Annotated in this window: 19 protein-coding genes; 13 read left to right on the forward strand and 6 right to left on the reverse strand. The window is 70.3% G+C overall.

Annotation, left to right across the window (positions count from 1 at the left end):
- Positions 1-44: 44 nt before the first annotated feature.
- Entirely contained in the window at positions 45-1,124 is a 1,080-nt protein-coding gene (locus ACN28F_RS24495) for a carboxymuconolactone decarboxylase family protein (RefSeq protein WP_421359869.1), read from the forward strand.
- Between the two features lie 85 nt (positions 1,125-1,209).
- On the opposite strand, the gene ACN28F_RS24500 is transcribed toward ACN28F_RS24495, so the two are convergent.
- Together ACN28F_RS24500 and ACN28F_RS24505 are read right to left on the reverse strand one after the other, a co-directional pair.
- Positions 1,210-2,238, reverse strand: a complete 1,029-nt coding sequence (locus ACN28F_RS24500) for an NAD-dependent epimerase/dehydratase family protein (RefSeq protein WP_421359870.1) — start codon at positions 2,236-2,238, stop codon at positions 1,210-1,212.
- 31 nt (positions 2,239-2,269) lie between these two features.
- The gene (locus tag ACN28F_RS24505) at positions 2,270-2,923 is read right to left on the reverse strand and encodes a MerR family transcriptional regulator (RefSeq protein WP_421359871.1); all 654 of its coding nucleotides are present in this window, start codon (positions 2,921-2,923) and stop codon (positions 2,270-2,272) included.
- A gap of 800 nt (positions 2,924-3,723) precedes the next feature.
- Here ACN28F_RS24505 and ACN28F_RS24510 point away from each other — a divergent pair.
- On the forward strand, positions 3,724-4,506 hold the full coding sequence (locus ACN28F_RS24510) for a helix-turn-helix domain-containing protein (RefSeq protein WP_421359872.1): 783 nt from the start codon (positions 3,724-3,726) through the stop codon (positions 4,504-4,506).
- 57 nt (positions 4,507-4,563) lie between these two features.
- On the opposite strand, the gene ACN28F_RS24515 is transcribed toward ACN28F_RS24510, so the two are convergent.
- Complete coding sequence (locus ACN28F_RS24515; protein WP_421361493.1) at positions 4,564-5,589, reverse strand: sigma-70 family RNA polymerase sigma factor; 1,026 nt, start codon at positions 5,587-5,589, stop codon at positions 4,564-4,566.
- A gap of 216 nt (positions 5,590-5,805) precedes the next feature.
- Between ACN28F_RS24515 and ACN28F_RS24520 the strand changes: the two genes are divergently transcribed.
- Positions 5,806-7,455, forward strand: a complete 1,650-nt coding sequence (locus tag ACN28F_RS24520) for an MFS transporter (protein ID WP_421359873.1) — start codon at positions 5,806-5,808, stop codon at positions 7,453-7,455.
- A gap of 149 nt (positions 7,456-7,604) precedes the next feature.
- Here the strand turns inward: ACN28F_RS24520 and ACN28F_RS24525 are convergent, their stop codons facing one another.
- Genes ACN28F_RS24525 through ACN28F_RS24535 form a run of 3 tightly spaced genes read right to left on the reverse strand, consistent with a single transcriptional unit; the run spans position 7,605 to position 10,675 of the window.
- A complete protein-coding gene (locus ACN28F_RS24525) occupies positions 7,605-9,170 on the reverse strand; it encodes an amino acid adenylation domain-containing protein (protein WP_421359875.1) in 1,566 nt (521 codons plus the stop codon).
- Positions 9,167-9,421, reverse strand: a complete 255-nt coding sequence (locus ACN28F_RS24530; protein WP_421359876.1) for an acyl carrier protein — start codon at positions 9,419-9,421, stop codon at positions 9,167-9,169. The genes ACN28F_RS24525 and ACN28F_RS24530 overlap by 4 nt, the downstream gene beginning before the upstream one ends.
- A gap of 36 nt (positions 9,422-9,457) precedes the next feature.
- Complete coding sequence (locus ACN28F_RS24535) at positions 9,458-10,675, reverse strand: ketoacyl-ACP synthase III family protein (RefSeq protein ID WP_421359878.1); 1,218 nt, start codon at positions 10,673-10,675, stop codon at positions 9,458-9,460.
- Positions 10,676-10,749: 74 nt separating this feature from the next.
- Between ACN28F_RS24535 and ACN28F_RS24540 the strand changes: the two genes are divergently transcribed.
- From ACN28F_RS24540 to ACN28F_RS24585, 10 genes are all read left to right on the forward strand, one after another.
- Positions 10,750-11,301, forward strand: coding sequence for a dihydrofolate reductase family protein (locus ACN28F_RS24540; protein WP_416552636.1), 552 nt, complete (start codon positions 10,750-10,752; stop codon positions 11,299-11,301).
- 234 nt (positions 11,302-11,535) lie between these two features.
- Positions 11,536-11,790 (forward strand): acyl carrier protein, encoded by a 255-nt coding sequence (locus ACN28F_RS24545; protein WP_416552638.1) that lies wholly within the window; start codon positions 11,536-11,538, stop codon positions 11,788-11,790.
- Positions 11,787-13,172, forward strand: coding sequence for an aminotransferase class III-fold pyridoxal phosphate-dependent enzyme (locus ACN28F_RS24550; protein WP_421359880.1), 1,386 nt, complete (start codon positions 11,787-11,789; stop codon positions 13,170-13,172). The genes ACN28F_RS24545 and ACN28F_RS24550 overlap by 4 nt, the downstream gene beginning before the upstream one ends.
- Positions 13,169-13,609, forward strand: a complete 441-nt coding sequence (locus ACN28F_RS24555) for an acyl-CoA thioesterase (RefSeq protein ID WP_421359882.1) — start codon at positions 13,169-13,171, stop codon at positions 13,607-13,609. Before ACN28F_RS24550 ends, ACN28F_RS24555 begins: the two co-directional genes overlap by 4 nt.
- Entirely contained in the window at positions 13,602-14,081 is a 480-nt protein-coding gene (locus tag ACN28F_RS24560) for a 3-hydroxyacyl-ACP dehydratase FabZ family protein (RefSeq protein ID WP_416552644.1), read from the forward strand. Before ACN28F_RS24555 ends, ACN28F_RS24560 begins: the two co-directional genes overlap by 8 nt.
- Positions 14,075-15,211 (forward strand): beta-ketoacyl synthase N-terminal-like domain-containing protein, encoded by a 1,137-nt coding sequence (locus tag ACN28F_RS24565; protein WP_421359884.1) that lies wholly within the window; start codon positions 14,075-14,077, stop codon positions 15,209-15,211. Before ACN28F_RS24560 ends, ACN28F_RS24565 begins: the two co-directional genes overlap by 7 nt.
- On the forward strand, positions 15,198-15,713 hold the full coding sequence (locus ACN28F_RS24570) for a beta-ketoacyl synthase N-terminal-like domain-containing protein (protein ID WP_421359885.1): 516 nt from the start codon (positions 15,198-15,200) through the stop codon (positions 15,711-15,713). Before ACN28F_RS24565 ends, ACN28F_RS24570 begins: the two co-directional genes overlap by 14 nt.
- A gap of 5 nt (positions 15,714-15,718) precedes the next feature.
- Positions 15,719-17,110: a class I adenylate-forming enzyme family protein gene (locus ACN28F_RS24575; RefSeq protein ID WP_421359887.1), complete on the forward strand. Its 1,392-nt coding sequence runs from the start codon at positions 15,719-15,721 to the stop codon at positions 17,108-17,110.
- On the forward strand, positions 17,111-17,827 hold the full coding sequence (locus ACN28F_RS24580) for a thioesterase II family protein (RefSeq protein ID WP_421359888.1): 717 nt from the start codon (positions 17,111-17,113) through the stop codon (positions 17,825-17,827).
- A 63-nt stretch (positions 17,828-17,890) separates the two neighbouring features.
- Positions 17,891-19,474 carry an MFS transporter gene (locus ACN28F_RS24585; protein WP_421359889.1) on the forward strand — a complete coding sequence of 528 codons (1,584 nt, stop codon included), beginning with the start codon at positions 17,891-17,893 and terminating at the stop codon, positions 19,472-19,474.
- Positions 19,475-19,502 lie beyond the last annotated feature (28 nt).

The raw sequence follows: 19,502 nt of genomic DNA on the forward strand, positions 1-19,502 counted from the left end.
GAGGGCCGCCCCCGGCGGAGTTCGCTGAGACGAGGAGGTAGCACATGCGCGGCTGGCTCATCCGCAGCGGTGTCGAACGGTCGCTGGCCGAGGTGCGGTACGTGTCGCCCGTGGCCCGTACCGCCGCCCAGGGACTGGTCGCCGACACGTACCGCCAGATCGACCGGGAGTTCGGCATCCTGGCGCCACCACTGGTGCTGCACTCGCCGAACCCCACCGTACTGGCGGCGTCGTGGGCGATGCTGCAGGCCACCCTGGTACGGCCCGGGGTGGCGCCCCGGGCGGAGAAGGAGGCGGTGGCCGCCGCCGTCTCGCTCGGCAACCAGTGCCCGTACTGCGTCGAGGTGCACAGCTCGGTGCTCGGCGGGCTGGGCGGTGGCCGGGCCGCCATGTTGATCAGCCAGGGTCGGCTCGACGAGCTGCCACCGGGCCGGTTGCGCCGGCTCGCCCGCTGGGCACGGGACACCACCGGGCCCGGCGCGGCGTCGGCCCCGCTCCCGGTGCCCGCCGACGCCGCCGCCGAGTACGTCGGGGTGGTGGTGACCTTTCACCTGCTCAACCGGATGGTCAACATCTTCCTACGGGAGTCACCGATGCCCGTCGGCGCGCCGCCGATGGTGCGTCGAGCCATCCGGCGTGGGCTCGGCCAGGTCATGCGCCTTGCCGCGGCGCGCCTGCCCGGCGGTGCTGACGACGCGCTGCTGCCTGCGGCGGCGCCGCCGGCGGATCTTGCCTGGACGGCGGGTCGGGCCGACATCGCGGACGCGCTCGCCCGTGCCGTCGCCGCCATCGAGGACGCCGGCCGCCGCGCGGTGCCGGTCACCGTACGGGACCTGATCGTGGACCGGGTGTCCGGCTGGCACGGCCAGCACCCCGGCCTGAGCCGTCGGTGGATCCAGGACCTCGTCGCGGGGCTGCCGGCCGGTGACCGCCCGGCGGGCCGGCTCGCGGCGCTCGCCGCTTTCGCGTCGTACCAGGTCGACGACGAGGTCGTCGCGGCCTACCGCAGCTCGGGGGCCGACGACGCGGCTCTGATCGCGCTCACGTCGTGGGCCAGTCTGCAGGCCGCGCGTCGGGTCGGCGGCTGGGCCGCCACCTCGCTGCCGCCGCCGGCTGCGGTCTGAGCCGGCTGCGGTCTGTGCCGGCTGCGGTCTGTGCCGGCTGCGGTCTGTGCCGGCTGCGGTCTGTGCCGGCACCGGGCGGGCCGGGTCAACCTGCGGCCCGTCCGGCCTGCCGGGCGGTCAACCGGCCGGTCCGGTGCAGCCAGCGGACCGTGTCGGTCAGGGTACGGGCGAGGGGGATGCCGGGATCGCCGAGCAGGCTCTCGGCGGCCGTGTTGTCGACCTGGACGCCGCTGGCGATCCGACAGGTGTAGATCGCTCCGTACTCCGCCGGGATGTGCACGGGGACCATCCGCTGCGCGGCCGTGGCCAACCGTCCGACCGGCAGCATGCCGGCGGCGGGCAGGGTGATCGACGGTAGGCGTCGGCCGGTGACCGCGCGAAGTGCCGCCCGGTACTCCCGGGTGGACACGTAGCGCCCGCAGGCGAGCAACCGTCGGGGCGCGCTGTCTGCGGTGAGTACGGCGGCGTGCAGCCGGGCGACGTCCCGGACGTCGCCGATCGGGAACCCACCGTCGGGCCACATCGGCATCAGGCCGAGCAGCGTGGCACGTAGCCGGCCGACCTGGTCGCCGACGTGCGGATCGTACGGGCCGAGCGTGGCCAACGGATAGGTGATGATCACGGGAGCGCCGTCCGCCTGGTGGCTGCGGGCGATCGAGTCCGCCTCGGCCTTGCTCCGCAGGTACGTCTCCCGTGGGTGGCCAACCGGGGCGTCCGCGGAGATGGTCGCCGAGTCGGCGGGCAACAGCGCCCCGAACGTCGACACGTGGACGATCCGTTCCAGACCGGCCTTGCGGGCCTCGCCGAGGACGACGGCGGTGCCGGTCACATTGGCGGCCCGCATCGTCGCGTGACGTCGGCTGTCGAAGCTGTAGGAGCCGGCCGCGTGCAGCAACGCGTCGGCGCCGGTGACCGCTCGGCGTACGGCGCCGGGATCCGAGATGTCCCCGCTGACGTGTTCCACGTCCGCCGGGTCGACGCCGAGTGGCTGCAGCGCCGTCGCCAGCCGGGCCGGGTCGCGGACCAGCAGGCGTACCTGGTGACCGGCCCTTCGGACCGCCGCGACCGAGTGGGCGCCGAGATACCCGGTGCCGCCGGTGATCACCACCAACATGGCTGCTCCTCGCTCGCGTGCGGCCGAAGATTCAGGGACAGTCGTCCGTTTTGCTGGCTTCGTTGAGTCGAGTGGCGATGATGTGCTCATGTGCCATACCGCGAAGAGTGCACCAGGCGACCTCGAAGAGCACGGTCCGGGCGACCAGCATCACGGCGGCCTGCTCGTCGTCGGCGTCGACCGGGATGGTGTCGAGTTCCCGACTGGCGATCTGCGCGGCGGCCTGTTGGTACGGGGTGAACACGTCGACGTCGTCCTCCCAGCCGAGCAGGCGTAGCGCGGTCAGCACCTGAGTCAGGGTGGACCGACCTGGTGCGCCCGGCTCGACGCTCCAGTCCAGGCCGTCGACAAAGGCGTCGACTTGCTTGCGCGCTGTCGTTCCTATCGCGCCGGCCTTCTCCTCCTGGTCCAGTGGAACGAGCGCGTTGTTGATGACACGACACAGTCCATCGAGTTTGGTGCCCCGGTCATCGACGGCAGCGGTGATCTGCCGGACTGCGGAGAGGGGAAGTCGGCCCACAACCGTCAGCGTAGAAATGAGGTACAGCCGGCTGAGATGTTCGTTGCCATAGTCCGCCTGGTTGCGGGCCGTACGTTTGCCTGGCGGCAGCAGACCCTCCCGTAGGTAGAACTTGATGGTGGCGACCGGGAGCCCACTCTGCTGGCTCAGTTCTGAGATGCGCATCGCGCTCCGTGGCGTAGAGGGGCAGTGATATTGGTCAGTCTTCCATACGTCCGGACCAAGGGCCTACTTGTTGCATGCCTGGATTGGTTCCAGAAAGGCACTGCGCTAATCCGACTTAATATCTATATCCGTTAGCAGTGTCTAGCGGCTTATGTCGGCTATGGTGGCTATGGTACTGAGAAGGGCTTCTTCAGGATTGCCTTAAGTGTAACTTGCAGTTACTAAAGGTGACCTAAGGTTGATTTTAAGGTCGCTGCGGAGTGTGAAGACGGGGAGTGATCGATGCTGCTTCCGGGTGATGGCGGACCCTGCCGCGCTCGATCACTCCTTCCGTTCACTGGCCCTCGTTTGGAGATATTGGTGCCTGTCATGCTCTTTGGGCGGCGACCGAAGTCGTTCATTGCGTAAACATGAAGACGCTTTGTCCGATCGGTCCGGTATGAAACACTGGTTGCGAACCGTGCAATACGATTGTTTGCTCCGTCAATCTTTGATGGATAGTGGGGATATCCACCAGCTAGATCTGACCCGTTGTGAATGCGTCTGGTGACGTCGGCCTTTAGGTGCCTCGGTTACTCATTGTGATCGGTCGATCGGGTAATCGTTGCTCCGTTGCTGTTGATGGGCTAGCATCGATCTTGGCTGCGGTGACCGGCGGCCGAAATCGGACCAGTTACCCTTGTTTCTTCGGTGATGTTTCTGAAGTTCTCGTGGAAGGATGAGCCAGGAGCCATCTTTCCTGCGTCCTTCTTGGTCGTCATTCAGGATATTTTGTCGTCGCGGGCAGATGGGGAGTCGCGGTGGGAGAAGCAATCGAGAAGGCGGCAGAGCGGGTAATCGAGTACATGCAGGAGAATCTTGGTGAGCAACTGACGGTCGATGACATGGCGCGGGCTGCGCTGTTCAGCAAATTCCACTTCTCCAGAGCATTTCAACGGGTGACAGGTGTCTCGCCCGGGAGATTTCTGTCCGCGCTTCGCCTGCAACGCGCCAAGCATCTGCTCCTGTCGACCTCCCTCAAGGTCGCCGACATCAGCATTCAGGTCGGCTATGCCAGCGTCGGGACTTTCAGCTCCAGGTTCTCGCGTAGCGTCGGGCTGTCTCCGACCGCCTATCGCCGTCTCGGTGGCTTCACCACCGATGTGCCCACCGCTGATCGGTACATCCTGGCCCGCCGTTCCACCGGTTCGGTGTACGGCGAGATCCGCACCGAGGACCACGGCCGACAGGGCAAGGTCTTCGTGGGACTGTTTCCGGACCGGATACCGCAGGGTCGGCCAGCGCAGTGCGCGGTGCTCGACCGGCCCGGCCCCTACCGGCTCGAGCCGGTGCCCACCGGGGTCTGGTATCTCCTCGCGTACTGGGTGGCCGACGAGGATACCGGCGGCGACGGCCCCACCTGGGTCGGCAGTGGCGGGCCGGTCGTGGTGTACCCGGACGCGCCGGTTCCCGTCGACGCGACGCTCGCCCCGATGACCAGTCTCGACCCACCGGTCCTGCTCGCGTTGCTCGACGTCAGGCAGGCTGCGCTGACCGCCGTGGGTCTGCGCCGGGTTTCAGCCGGTGCCGGCCAGGCGAACTGACCGTCCCGTCAGCCGGAGCCGGGCCGCCCGCCTCGGCCGTAGCCGAGGTGGGCGACCTCAGGCGGGTAGCCGTTGGGGCAGGTGGAACGCGGCGAACATCGGCGGGTCTGCGAAGGCGGTGACGTGCGTGATGCTCGCCTGCGCCAGTGTCAGGACCTGGAGGTTCACCAGCCGGTAGCCACCGTGTGCCGGGTCGGGCAGGTAGGTGCCGAAGGCACGCTGTCCGTTGGCCGAGGCGGGCACCAGCCGTACCGGACCCGGCCCGGACAGGCAACGTGCCGCCAGATGCCGGACGATCTGGTCGCCGCCGCGGTACCAGCCGACGTACGGCGGCATCTCCCAGACCGCGTCGGCGGTGAACAACTCGACCAGGGCCGAGATGTCCTTGGACTCGAACGCGCGGACGTAGCGCTCGACCAGCTGGCGCTGTTCGGGTGCGCTCGGCTCGACGGTGGTGTCCGGCGAGGGTGCCAGCTGGTTGATGCTGGTCCGGGCACGCTGGAGCATGCTGTTGACGGCGGTGGTGGTGATGCCCAGCGATTCGGCGACCTCCGCCGCCCGCCACTGCAGGACGTCCCGCAGGATGAGAACCGCGCGTTGCCGCGGCGGCAGGTGCTGCAAGGCCGCGACGAAGGCGAGCCGGATGCTCTCCCGGCTCGTCACGATCGTCGCCGGATCGTTCCAGTCGGCCTGGAGCAGATGGTCCGGGACCGGTTCCAACCAGCTGAGGCCGGGGCGGCGGTCCAGGGAGTCGGCCGGGTCCGCCGCCGGCGAGCCCAGCCCGACCGGCAACGGTCGCCGTTCCCGGCTCTCCAACGCGGTCAGGCAGGCGGTGGTGGCGATGCGGTAGAGCCAGGTGCGCAGCGACGCGCGGCCCTCGAAGCCGGTCCAGCTCCGCCAGGCGCGCAGGTAGGTCTCCTGGACGAGATCCTCGGCGTCCTGCACGGAGCCGAGCATCCGGTAGCAGTGGACGAACAACTCACGGCGGAACGGAGCGGACAGGGATGGAAAGTCCGCCGGGACGGCGACCTTCGTCCCGGGGGTCTGGGTCACCGGGGCCTCGGTGACGAGGGCCTTCGTCATCGCCATGGCCATCCCTTCCCTGCTGACCACGTCGAGTGTAGGCGACCAAGGTCCACCAGCGCTCCCGATGGCGCGCCCAACCGCACGATCCCGACAGCCTTTCGCGGATTCACCCAGGATGACCGGCCGTTCACCGATGAGTTTGCCCCGGCCGGCTGGTCTGTACGGGTGACCAGATTCGACGTGGAGACCAAGATCGACGTGGAAGGATCTGCCATGCAGGACACCGCTACCAGCGGCCCTGGCCAGCGGGCGACCGGACGGGAGTGGCTCGGGCTCGCCGTGCTCGCGCTGCCGACGCTGCTGCTCTCACTGGACCAGAGCGTGCTGTACCTGGCCTTGCCGCACCTGAGCGCCGACCTCGGCGCGGACAGCACGCAGGCGCTGTGGATTCTCGACATCTACGGGTTCATGCTCGCGGGCTTCCTCATCACCATGGGTACGCTGGGGGACCGCATCGGGCGGCGCCGGCTCCTGATGATCGGCGCGGCGGCTTTCGGGGTCGCGACCGTCGTCGCGGCCTACTCACAGACGACGGAGATGTTGATCGCCACCCGGACCCTGATGGGGATCGCCGGCGCCACCCTCATGCCGTCCACTCTCGCGTTGATCAGCAACGTGTTTCACGACGCCAGGCAGCGCGGTGTCGCCATCGCCGTCTGGTTCAGCTGCCTGATGGTCGGCGGTGCGCTCGGCCCGGTGGTCGGCGGCGCGCTGCTGGAGGCCTTCTGGTGGGGCTCGGTGTTCCTGATGGGAGCCCCGGTGATGGTGTTGCTGCTCGTCCTCGGGCCGATCCTGCTGCCGGAGTACCGTGACCCGGACGCCGGCCGGCTCGACCTGCCGAGCGTACTGCTGTCGTTGGCCGCCATCCTGCCGGTGATCTACGGCGTCAAGGAGTTCGCGCAGCACGGCGCCGGCCTGGCGGCGGTCCTCGCCGTCGTGATCGGTGTCGTCTTCGGAACGATCTTCATCCTCCGCCAGGGTCGGGTCGCCAATCCGCTCGTCGACCTGCGACTGTTCCGCAGCCGCAGCTTCAGCGCGGCGCTGACCATTCTGATGTTCGGCTCGGTGACCACCGGTGGCATCTACCTCCTGGTCAGCCTCTACCTGCAGACGGTCGAGGGCCTCTCGCCGTTGCGTGCCGGCCTGTGGCTGGTGCCGTCCACGCTGGCGATCATCGTCGGCTCGATGATGGCACCGGCCCTGGCGCAGAAGGTCCGCCCGGCCTACCCGATCGCGGCCGGGCTGGTCGTGACGTCGATCGGTTACCTGTTGCTCACCCAGGTTGGCGCGAGCGGCGGCCTGCCGCTGCTGGTCGCCGGCTTCGTCCTGGCCTTCTTCGGTGCGGGCCCGATGGGCGCGCTCGGCACCGACCTGGTCGTCGGATCCGCGCCGCCGGAACGGGCCGGGTCGGCGGCGTCGTTGTCCGAGACCGCCAACCACCTGGGTATCGCGATCGGTATCGCGGTGATGGGCAGCATCGGTGCTGCCGTCTACCGCGACCGGATCAGCGACACCGTGCCCGCTGGCGTACCCGACGCTGCGGCGGACACCGCCCGGGAGAGCGTCACCGGTGCCGCCAGTGTGGCGAGCGAACTGCCGACCGGTGTGGCCGACCAGCTGCTCACCGCGGCCCACACCGCCTTCACCGCCGGCCTCAACGCCGCTGCGGTCGTCGGCTCCGCGCTGTTCCTGCTACTGGCGGTCGTCGCCCTGGTGGCCCTGCGCCACGCGAAGGCCGGTGGCGACGCCGCGGCACACGGCGCCGCGACGCCGGGCGGGCCGGGCGGGCCCGGGTCCGACGGCGGTGACCCGGTCGCCGTCTCCGTTCCCGCCACCGACGGCAGCCCCGCCGGGCGCGGCTGACCGGCCCGGGCACGGACGAGGGTGGGGTGGCGGCACGACCGTGCCGCCACCCCACCCTCGTCCAGCGACCGGTGGTCGGGTCGTCGCGTCGAGGCCGCCCCCGGGTCAGGCCTCGGGCAGTTCCGGGCCAGCCCTCGGGCCGACTCCGGTCAGGCCTCGGCCAGGTGGAGCGCTTCCTGCGCCAACCGCTTGCGGTCGACCTTGCCGTTGAGATTCAGCGGCAGCGTGGTCATCCAGCTCAGCCACCGGGGGATCATGTAGGGGGGCAGATGGGTTTCCAGGTGCGTCTGGAGCGCGTCCCGGCAGGGTCGCTCGCTGACGTAGAACCCGGCGAGTTCGACGGTGCCGTCATCCGCCGTGCAGGCGACCACGACGGCGTCGTCGACGCTCGCGCAGCGCCGCATCACCGCCTCGATCTCACCGGGCTCGATCCGGTAGCCGTTGACCTTGACCTGGTTGTCGAGCCGGCCCAGGTAGGCGTACCGACCGTGCTCGAGCCGGACCCGGTCACCGGTGCGGTACCAGTGCGCTGGCGTGAGGTTCGCGCTGGTGTCCGGCCGGAACGCCTGACCGTCCCAGACGACGAAGCGGCCGTCGTTGTCCGCCGGGTCGAGGTAACCGTCGAAACGTTGTGGGCCACGGACCAGCAGTTCGCCCTCGGCGTCGGGCCGGCCCAGGTCGTTCATGACCGCGCACTCCACGGTGGGGTACGACGGACCGAGCGGGACGGCGCCGAACGCCACGACCGGCCAGTCCGCCGGGTCGTCCGGCAACCGGTAGGTGAGGCAGGTGACGGTGGTCTCCGTGGGGCCGTAGACGTTGGCGATGGCGCTGTTCGGCGCCGCCTCCCGCCAGGCCTGCGCGTTGTCGACGGTGAGCGGCTCGCCACCGAACAGACTCCAGCGCAGCGAGGGCATGCGGCCCGGGACGAGGTCGCCGAGCCAGCGGGCCATGTTGATCGAGGCCGGTGTGGAGAACCAGTGGGTGATTCCGTCCTCGTTGATGTGCCGGGCCGGTGCCAGCAGGTCGGTCCGTGCCGGCACCACGACGGCGCCGCCGGAGCCCCAGGCGACGAAGACGTTGAAGACCGACAGGTCCCAGGACAGGTCCGACGTCTGCGAGATCCGGCAGTCCGGGCCGGCGTCGAAGTATTCGACTACGTAGGACAGCCAGGGGGCGACGTTGCGATGCCGGACTGGGACGCCCTTCGGGGTGCCGGTCGACCCCGAGGTGAACACGACGTAGGCGAGATCGTCGAGGCCGGGACCGGCCGTGGCGAGTTCGTCCGCGGTACGGATCGGCAGGTCCCGGGGATCGTCGTCGACCTGCCAGCTGCGGATCCGGCTGCGGCCCGCCAGCTGGCGGGCCTGGTCGTGGTCGCCGGGCGTGTGCAGCAGCAGGTCGACGCCGGCCATCGTGATGATGCGTTCGTGCCGGGCGGCCGGGGCCTCCGGGTTCAGCGGCACCACCGGTACGCCGAGTCGCATCGCGGCCAGGTATCCGATGTACGTCCCCGCCGTACGGGAGCCCAGCAGGCCGATCGCCCGGGGCGGCGCTGCGGCGTCGTGTCGGACGAGCCGCTCCGCCAGCGCGGCGACGGCTGTCGCGAGCTGGCCGTACGTCAGATCCACACCGTCCGCCCGCAGTGCCAGGTTCGTCGGATGACGACGCGCCGACGCGGCGAACCACTCGTACATGGTCTGGCCTGATGTCACGTCTCGGACTCCTTTGCCGTCGTGTCCGTCGCGACGAACAGTTGGTAGACGCCGGCGACCGTCTGTTCCTCGAACAGCCGTCCCACCGGTATCCGCCGCCCGGTCTCCTTCTCCAGGGCGGCGTAGAGGCGCACCCGCTGCACGCTCCGCCACCTGATCGGCTGGTCGAACGCCTGCTCAAGGTCGGGATCGGTCAGCGGCAGCTTGAGCTCGTCACGCACGATGGTGATGAACCGGTCACGGGTCAGCACGTCGGTCTCCCTTCTCGGCGCGGTTCCCGCGCCCGGTCAGCCGGCGCTTGCCGGCCACTGCGGCTGGGTGAGGATCTCCACCACGGCCGAGGTGAAGGTGAAGCCGGTGCCCGCGCCGTGCAGCAGGATCCGCTGACCGGGGCGGGTGGCGCCGGACTCGATCAGGTGGGCCAGCCCGGCGAACTGGTCGCCGGCACCGAGGTGACCGGTGCGCCGCCCCCATTCCCAGGTGCTGCGGGCCTGGTCGACCCCGATCGTCGCGCGGGCGTCCCAGTCGGTGAGCGACAGCCCCATGTTGGGAAAGACCCACCAGTCGATGTCGTCGGCCCCGAGCCCGGCTTGCGCCAACGCGCCGACGACCGACTCGCGCTCGGCGGTGAAGATCGATCGCACGAGTTCGACGAAGATCTCCGGGCCGTGCTGTTCGACGTATCCCGCGACGCGGGCGTCAGTGTCGATCGGCCAGCCGTTGCCCCCGTTGACGTTCGTCCACGGCTCGGCACCACGCTGCAGTCCCTCATGGGTGGTGTCGGCGACCGACACCGTGCTGAGCAGACGTGCCACACCGCCGCCCCGGGCCAGCACGAGGGCGGTGCCGCCGTCGCCGTTGAGCGTGCCGCTGGTGCCGTACCGGTCGTAGCCGGGGGGCGCGAACACGTCGCTGGTCGTCAGCAGCGCGGCCGCCGCCGGTGGGCCGGCGGACAGGTGGCCGGCGGCCAGTTCCAGTGCGGTGAGGCCCCCGTTGGACGCCTGCCGGATCTCCACCGCGTTGGTGCGCCCGCCGGTGGTCCGGCGTTGGACGTAGGCCGCCGGAGCGAAGTCGTCGAGGCCTTGAAACGCGACACTGGAATGGGTGACGATGGTGAATCGATCGGCCGGCAGGTCCGCCCTGTCCATTGCCAGCCGTCCCGCTTCGACCGCCAGATCGACCGGAGGAACGGTTTCCGAGACGCTGACGGAGAGGAATCCGCTCGCCTTCATCTCGTCTGCGTCGTAGCGGCCGTCAGCGACCGCCGCAGCGGTGCTCTCCCTACGTCCCAGAGACGCCGCAACCGCGTTGACGAATACATCGTCCCAGCGCACCGACGGTCCCCCTTCGTGGTTGCAGATCTGGCTTTCGAGGGTGCGGGCCCGATTCCCGACACCGATCGATTGTGGCGCGACATATGTTTCTGTCGCGACTCCGAGAATGCGCTTGTCCGGTGCCTCCGGGTCATCGTGGGTCGCGGTGGAACGCCGGCGCGGCGAACACATTGGCGTGGTACGTTAGGTCGTATACACGAGGTTGAGTCCTGGTTGACCGGTTAGAGCAACTATCTGGAGGTATCATGGGAAAAGTCATCCTCGACATGACGGTGTCGATCAATGGGTGTGTCGCCGGGGCCAACGATGAGCCCGGCGGCCTGCACGACTGGTTCTTCATCCCGTCCGAGGTGAACCAGGCGGTGATCGAGGAGCAGATCAAGAGCACCGGCGCACTCGTGATGGGGCGGCGCACCTACGACATGGGCGCAAGTCAGGACGGGTTCGCCGAGAACCCGTTCCAGGTCGATCACTTCATCGTCTCCCACAGCGAGCCGGACAGCCGGCCCAAGGGCGACACCAGCTTCACCTTTGTCTCGACCGGGGTGCCGGACGCGGTCCGGCTGGCCCGCGCCGCCGCAGGCGAGCGCAACGTCGTGGTCGGCGGTGGCGCCAGCATCGCCCAGCAGTGCCTTGCCGCAGACCTGGTCGACGAGATCCGGCTCGCGGTGCGTCCGGTGGTGCTCACCGGCGGCATCCCGCTCTTCGGCGGCGACGCCGGGATGATCGAGCTGGAGCGGCTCGCTGTCGTCGACACACCGGAGGTGACCCACTTCCGGTTCGCGGTCGTGCGGTAGCGGCAGCGCCGGTCCGGCCCGATCGCCGACGACCACCGGCCAGGCGACGGCCGTGCCATCCAAGGACGCTCGCGTCCTTGGTGGCACGGCCGTCGCCTTTCTGGTTTTCCCTGCCCATCCTGATTGGCCGGATGGTGGCGGCGCACGACGGGAGATGCCAGTCGGCAGAAGGGCGCGCACGATGGTGATGGCAATATGCGGCACGGGAGAGCTTGTCGGAGATGGAGAGATTCTATGGAGATCGAAGACGGCATCCGGCGGATCCTGAATTCCGAGATCATGGTCGAGTCGTCGCCCGACCAGATTGGCGTGGGGGACAGCCTGCGGGCCGTTCACGGTTTGGATTCTCTGGCGTTCGTGGAACTTCGTGTCCAGTGCGAGGACATGTTCGGCGTGAAGATATCCGATGAGGATTTCTCGCCGGAGAACTTCCACAGCGTGCAGTCGGTCGCGGCACTCGTCCGGCGGCTTGCGCAGGGGCAGTCGTGACCGGTGACCGGATCACCGCCGCGGAGCTGGAGCTCCTGCGCCGGGGACAGGACCTTCATCTCGACCACTACCAGGGCGGTCGGCTGCCGTACGCGGTGCTCAGCGGTGCCGGCAACCGGGCCCGGCTCGCGCTGCTCGACGGACCGGACGCCGGACGGGTCCACCCGGTGCTGGATGCCAGCGGCTCCTACGCCAGTGCCTGCCTGGGCGCCGGACACGAGGCCATCCGGGCGGCGCTCGACCACGGCGTCCGGCAGGCCGGTCAGGCGACGGACGAGATCGGCTCGCTCGAGCGGGCCCGCCTGCTGCAGGAGACGCTCGGCCCCGACGGGCTGTGGACCGACCACTTCCCGTACGGCGAGTACCACGTCAGCGCCCGCAACTCCGGCTCGGAAGGGATGGAACTGGCGCTGCGCCTGCTGCTCGAGTCCCGGTTCGACCGCCACACGTTGCGGCCGGCGCAGGGCCGGGCGCAGCGGGACCTGATCGTGGGGTTCCAAGGCGCCTGGCACGGCTGGACCAGCGGTCTGGTGCCGATGCTGAACCGCCGCCACTACCGCACCGGGCTGCCCCAACTGGACACCACCGGTCCGTACGGAGTCAGCGTCGTCCACCTGCCGTTCGGGGAGCCGGAGGCGCTCGCCGAGTTCTTCGACGCCAACGGCCACCGGATTCTGGGCGTCGTCGTGGAGCCGGTCCAGGGCGACGCGGGCATCCTCGTGCCGCCGCCGGGCTACCTGCGTGACCTGAGCGAACGCTGCCAGCGACACGGTGCGCTGCTGATCGCCGACGAAGTGCTCACCTTCGCCAAGACCGGCAGGTTCTTCGCCATGGCCGACGAACTCGGGCCGGTGCCGACCGATGTCACGGTCATCGGCAAGAGCATCGGCATGGGGGCGTTCTCCCTGTCCATGGTCATCGCCCGGCGCTCGCTGACCGTCCGGTCCTCCGGAGCGGTGGCGACCTCCGATCTGCGTCCACTGGCCTGCGCGGTGGTACGCGGCGGTCTCGAGGTGATGGCGGCCGAGAAGCTGGTGACGCACGCCGAGTCCCTGGGCCAGCAGCTCACCGCGCTGTTGCGCCGTGAGCTGCTGGATCAGTTCCCGGCGTTGTACCAGGACGTGCGGGGGACCGGCGTCATGCACGGCGTCGAACTGACCGAGCGGGCCGCGGCCCGGCTGCGTGAGCTGCGCGCACACGTCATCCAGGCGGGTGTGTACGTGGAGTTCATGGCCGGCGCCGGCCGGCGGACCAACGGTCTGCGCTACGTGTTCCCCACGATGCGCATAGCGCCGCCGCTGATCACCACCGCGCTCGACGTGGACGAGATGATCGGCCGCATCGCCGACGGGTCCCGTGCCTTCCTGAAGAGCCAGCCGTGACCGGGTTGCACGACGTCCGGCGCCGGGTCGAGCACGTCGACACCGACGCGGGCGGGGTCGTCCACTTCAGCCGCTATGCCTCGCTGCTGGAAACCGCGTTGCTCGACAACCTGGAGCGACTCGGTGTGGGCGTGGGCGCGCTGGTCGATGCGGGGCTGGATCTGACGGTGACCGAGCTGCAGGTGCGCTACCGGGCGCCGGCGAAGTTCCCCGACCCGTTGCGGATCGCCGTCCGGGTGCAGCGCCTCGGGGGCGCGTACTGCCAGATCGCCGGTGCCGTGCACCGGGAGTCGGGCGGCGTTCGCGGCGGGGACCTGCTCGCCGACGGCAGCCTGCGGATCTGTGTCACCCGTCGGAGCGACGGCGCTGCCACCGCTCTACCCGACCCGTTGCGCGCGGCGCTGCGGGACTGCCTGAACGGAGATCCAGATGGCTGATGAGCAGACCGACACCTCGTTGGGCTTCACCGAACTCAAGCAGTGGCTGCGGCACCGGCATCCGATGATCTACATCGACCGGGTGCTCGACTATCGGGCGGGTTCGCATCTGCGCAGCCTGATGTCGGTCTCCGGCACGATGGACAGCATCGCCGGGCACTTCCCGGAGCGGGCGGTGTTCCCCGGCAGCCACCTCATGCAGGCCTTCGCCCAGTCCGGCATCATCCTCTACCAGCTGAGCACCAGCCCGCTCGCCGACGACGAACTGACGCTGATCGGCAGCTCCCAGAGCCGGTTCATGCGGGTCGTCGTACCCGGCGACCAGGTGGTGTTCGACGTGCGGTGCGACCGGCTCTACGGCACCTCGTTCCACTTCTCCTGCCGGGCGTCGGTCGACCAACGGCCGGTAGCCGCGTTCCGCGGCTCGCTGGTGCGCACGAAGGTCGCCGAACTGGGGCGTCAACTGTGGTGAACCGCACCGTCGTGGTCACCGGCATGGCGTGGTCGACAGCGTTGGGCAGCGAACTCGACGCCGTCTGGCGGCGTCTGCTCGCCGGCGACAGCGGACTGCGGCCGGTGTCGTCGCCGTACCCGTTGCGCAACCTGCGGGCCGCGGCGCTACCTGGACCACCGGACGGTTCGCCGCCGGACCGACGCCAGGTACGACTCGCCGTGCGCACCGTCACCCGGGCGTTGACCGACGCCCGGCTCGACGCCGGCGAGCAGTTGCTGGTCGCCGGGACCAGCTACGGCGCCCACCTCGACGACGACGGCGTGCCGGGCCTGCACCAGTGGGCCGCCGAGACGGCGGCGCAGGTCGGGCTACGCCGGTCACCGGTCTCGCTGTCCACCGCGTGCTCGTCGGGCGCGGACGTGATCGCCGCCGGTGCCGCTCTCATCCAGGCCGGCGAGGCCGACACCTGCGTGTGTGCCGGCGTCGACATCCTGACCGAGGCCAAGCGGCTGGGTCACTCCGCGCTGGGCACCATGTCGCCCAGTACGCTGCGTCCCTTCGACCCCTCCTGCGACGGGACCCTGCTCGGCGAGGGCGCGGCGGCGGTCGTGCTGGAAACGGCGGCCGCCGCCCGGCGCCGTGGCGCCGAGGTCCACGCGACGTTCCGTGGCGCCGGTGCGGCCAACGACGCGGCCGGGCTGACCGCCCCCGACGTCTCCGGCGACGGTGTCGTCCTGGCGCTTTCCCGGTCGCTGGCGGCCGCCGGGGCGGACCCTGACGACGTTTCGGTGATCAACGCGCATGGTTCCGGCACCCCGGTCAACGACACGGTCGAGGCGGCCAGCCTGGACCGCGTCTTCGCCACGGGCGGCCGGCGGCCGGTCGTCTTCGCGACCAAGGGCGCCTTCGGACACACGCTCGGGGCGACCGGCGCGATCGAGGCGGTTGCGTTGATCAAGGCGTTGCAGAGCGGGCAGGTGCCGCCGGTCGTCGGGCTCGGTCAGGGCGTACCGCCGCTTTCGGTCCTGCCGGTGCCGGCCGGCGTGCCGCGCGGGATCGCCAGCGGGCTCGGCGTCAGCCTGACTCTCGGGTTCGGCGGCTTCAACACCAGTCTCGTGTTCGAAGGGACCACCGGTGCTGCGCACTGAGACCATCCCGCTCGAGGTCGTCGGCCACGGCGCGCACCGGGCGGTACCGCTGCCGACCGGGCCACGGCGGACCGCGTCCGGGTACGCCGACCCGGTGGCGTGGCTGGTCGCCGACACGGTCGCCGAGGCACTGCGCGACGCCGGCCGGGTGGTCGTCGGCAGCGGCCGGGACATCGGCGTGCTGGCGGTCAGCGAGTACGCCACCCGACCGACGATGGGGCTGGTCGCCGCCGGGGCGGGACGGGGACGGGTGTCGCCGATGCGGTTCGCGGCCGCCAACCCGGGCTCGATCGCCGGTCTGGCCTGCATCGAGCACCGGCTGCGTGGTCCGAGCCTGATGCTGTCCATGCCACCTGGCGCGGCCCGGCCGGTGGCGACCGCGTTGCTCTGCGGCTGGCTGTCCAGCGGTGCGTGCCGATATGCGGTCCTGAGCGAACACGAACGCCATCCAGCCGGGACACACAGCGTCCACAGCTGGGTCTTCCGGGATCGGTCCAGGTGAGGACGATGCCTGTCTCGTCAGCGTTTCCAGTGACCATCGACGACGTCCGGGCGCATCTGGCGCACGCGGTCGACCTGACGCCGGAGTACAGTGCCGAGCGGCTCGACGAGCTGATCGTGGACGGGCTCGAGCCGGCCGGCGTCGAACCCGGCGAGATCGTGCTGATCGAGAGCACGAACGGGACGGCCCTGCTGCGGTGCTTCTACGGAGTGCTGTTCGCCGGGGCCGTGCCCGCGCTGCTCGCCCCGGGCACGCCCGCTGCCCGGATCCGCGAGATCGCCGAGCGGTTCGGCGCCCGCACCCTGCTCACCCTCGCCCGGATTCCGCAACTCGAGTACACCGACGTGACCCGGCTCGGACCACTGTGTCTGCTGCGGCTGTCCGGGATCGAGCCGCACCGGCACAACCCCGGCGACGTGGTGATCCTGACCTCCGGCACCTCGGGCGCGGCCAGCGGGTGCCTGCACCGGTGGTCGTCGTTGCTGCGCAACGGAGCCCGGCACGCCGCCTCGGTCGGGCTGCGCGACAGCGACAGCGTGCTGGTCAACCTGCCGCTGAATTTCTCGTACGCGCTGGTGGCGCAGGCCATGGCGAGCCTGCAGACCGGAGCGCGGCTGGTGATCACCGGTCCGCCGTTCTCCCCGCGCGGCTACACCGAGGCGCTGGCGCGACACCAGATCACCAGCTCGTCGCTGACGCCGTTCATGGTGCGCCACCTGTTGCGGGGAGACTGGCGACCGCCGCCGACGCTGCGCATGCTCAGCGTCGGCGGCGAGTCCATCGAGCCGGCGGCGGCCGAGACCCTGCTCGGCCGGCGGGCAGGGCTCGAGCTCTACCTGACCTACGGGCTGACCGAGGCCGGGCCGCGGGTGAGCACCCTGGCCGCGCATCTGGAACCGGCGCACCGGCTCGCCTCGGTCGGTCGGGCGTTGTCCGGGGTACAGGTGTCGCTGCGCAACGTCGGCCCCGACGGAGTCGGTGAGCTACTGGTCACCTCCGACACCGTCCTGCGGCGCAAGATCGGCGTGGCGGAGGGCCGGGCGGGCGCGTGCCTGGTGGGTCCGGACCAGATCGCGACCGGGGATCTGTTCACTCTCGACGACGAGGGCTACCTCTTCTTCCGGGGCCGGCTGAGCGACTTCGTCATCAGCGGTGGGATGAAAGTGTCGCTGGCCTCGGTCCGGCGGATCGCGAACTCCCTGCCCAACGTCGTCACCTCGGTCACCCGCTCGTACGGCACCGAGCAGGGCACCCGCTTCGATCTGGATCTCTACCTGCGGGACACCGGAGCGGACGCCGTGGCGCAGGCGCGGCGCACGTTGCTCCGTCAGCTGGTCCGGGCCGAATGGCCGCACCGGATCCGTGCGCTGTCGATCCATCAGATGGGGCACAAGTAGATGAAGTTGCTCTGTCTGGGGCATGCCGGCGGATCCGGCAGCCGGCTGTCCCGCGCCCTGGCCCGGAAACTGGGCCGGGTCGGTGTCGTCGCGCTCGACCTGCCCGGCCGTGGCCGTCGCTGGCGGGAACCGACCCACGCCCGCTGGCCGGGGCTGCGCCGGGACCTGCTCGAGCAGGCCCGCCAGCACCTGGACGGAGAGCCGTACGCGGTTCTCGGACACAGCCTGGGAGCGTTGCTGGCGTACGAGCTGGCGATCGCCCTCGACGCGGCCGGCACCGTGCGGCGGCCCGAGATCGTGGTGGCCGCCGCACGGCACCCGCCGCACGCGCCGCCGGCCGGACCGCCGCTGGCCGATCTCGACGACGAGCAGTTGCTCGGCGTCATCGGCCAGCTCGGCGGGCTACCCGAGCGGGCCGGTGGCACGCTCCTGCGGCAGCAGTTCCTGCCTGCCCTACGCGCCGATCTGGCGCTGGCCGCGAGCTACCGGGCGCCGTCCGGACGGCACCCGCTGTCCGTCCCGCTGGCAGTGCTGATCGGCAGGTCCGATCCGCTGACCACGGAGCCGGTGGCGGCCGGCTGGCGGGAGTACACGCGGTCCACGTTCACGCTGCGCCCGATGGACGGCGGCCACTTCTTTCTCACCGACGACCCGGGCGCGACGGCTGCGGTGCTCGGCGAGCTCTTGACCGTGGCGATCACCGAACGCGACCGCTGACCGCGACCACCGAATGCGACCACTGACCGCAGACCGTGGCGGCACCGTGACCAGGGGGCGGAGATGGCAGACACCGGCTCGACCGGTACGGCGTCCAGACGTGCGTGGCTCGGGCTGGCGGTGCTCGCGTTGCCGACACTGCTGCTCGCGCTGGATCTGAGCGTGTTGTTCCTCGCCCTGCCGAGGATCAGCGTCGACCTCTCGGCAAGCGCCGAGCAGCAGCTGTGGATCGTCGACATCTACGGTTTCATGATCGCCGGGTTCCTGCTGACCATGGGCGCGATCGGTGACCGGGTGGGACGCCGCCGGCTGCTGCTGGTGGGGGCGGCCGTCTTCGCGGCCGCGTCGGTCGCCGCCGCGTTCGCCCCGAGCGCGGAATGGTTGATCGTCGCCCGGGCACTGCTGGGCGTGGCCGGGGCGACCCTGATGCCGTCGACGCTGGCGTTGCTGACCACCATGTTCCGCGACCCGGGCCAGCGGGCGTTGGCCGTCGCCGTCTGGATGAGCTGCTTCATCGCGGGTACCGCGTTGGGTCCGCTGGTCGGTGGCGTGCTGCTGGAGTTCTTCTGGTGGGGGTCGGTGTTCCTCATCGGCGTACCGGTGATGGCGATCCTGCTGGTCGCTGGCCCCGTCCTGCTGCCGGAGCAGCGTCACCCGCAGGCCGCGCGGCCGGACCCGCCGAGCGTGCTGCTGGCCCTGGCCGCGGTGCTGCTGGCGGTCTACGGCGGCAAGGAACTCGCGCGGACCGGGTCGTCGCTGGTGGCCTGGCTGGCGGTGGCGGCCGGGGTCGGGCTCGCCGTCGGCTTCGTGGCACGACAACGCCGTCGCGACGACGCGCTGCTCGACCTCGGCATCTTCCGGCACCGGGCGGTGCCGCCGGCGCTCGCCGTCCTGGTCGTCGGCGGAGTCGTGCTCGGCGGTACGACGTTGGCGGTGACGCAGTTCCTGCAACTGGTCCAAGGGCTGTCGCCGCTGTGGGCCGGCGTGTGGTTGATCCCGTCGACGGCGGCCATGATCGTCGGATCGCTGACGGCGCCGGTACTCGCGCGTCGGATCCGACCGGGATTCGTGATCGCGGGCGGGTTGGTGATCGCCGCGGCCGGCTACGCCCTGCTCACCCGACTCGACGGCACGGGCGCGCTGCCGGTTCTGGTGATCGGCTGGTCACTGGCCATGTTCGGCAACGGCCTGCCGGCCGGTCTCGGAGTGGACCTCGTGGTCGGGTCGGTGCCACCGAGACAGGCGGGGATCGCCTCCGGGACCTCCGAGACGGCGACGGAACTGGGTCTGGCGACCGGAATCGGCCTACTGGGCAGCGTCGTCACAGCCACGTACCGCGCCGAGTTGGCCCGTGACATGCCGGCAGCGGTGCCGTCCGACCTGCATGCGACGGTGCTGGACAGCGTGAACACCGCCCTGGTGACGTCCGGTTCCTTCCCGGATCTGCTCGCCCCGGCCCGCGACGCCTACGCCAGTGGCTTCGTCACCGTGTCCCTGCTCAGCGCGATTCTGTCGATCGGGCTGGCGGTTCTCGCCGCCGTCGCGCTACGCCACGTCCCACCGTACGGGGACACTCCGGCTGCTGCGATTCAGGATCCGGCAGAGTCCGCCGACGTCGGCCCGGCGGGATCCGCATCCGCTGGTTAGAGATGGTGAGCGCAATCCCAAAGATGAT

The organism is Solwaraspora sp. WMMA2101, from assembly GCF_049179175.1.
Taxonomy (GTDB): domain Bacteria; phylum Actinomycetota; class Actinomycetes; order Mycobacteriales; family Micromonosporaceae; genus Micromonospora_E.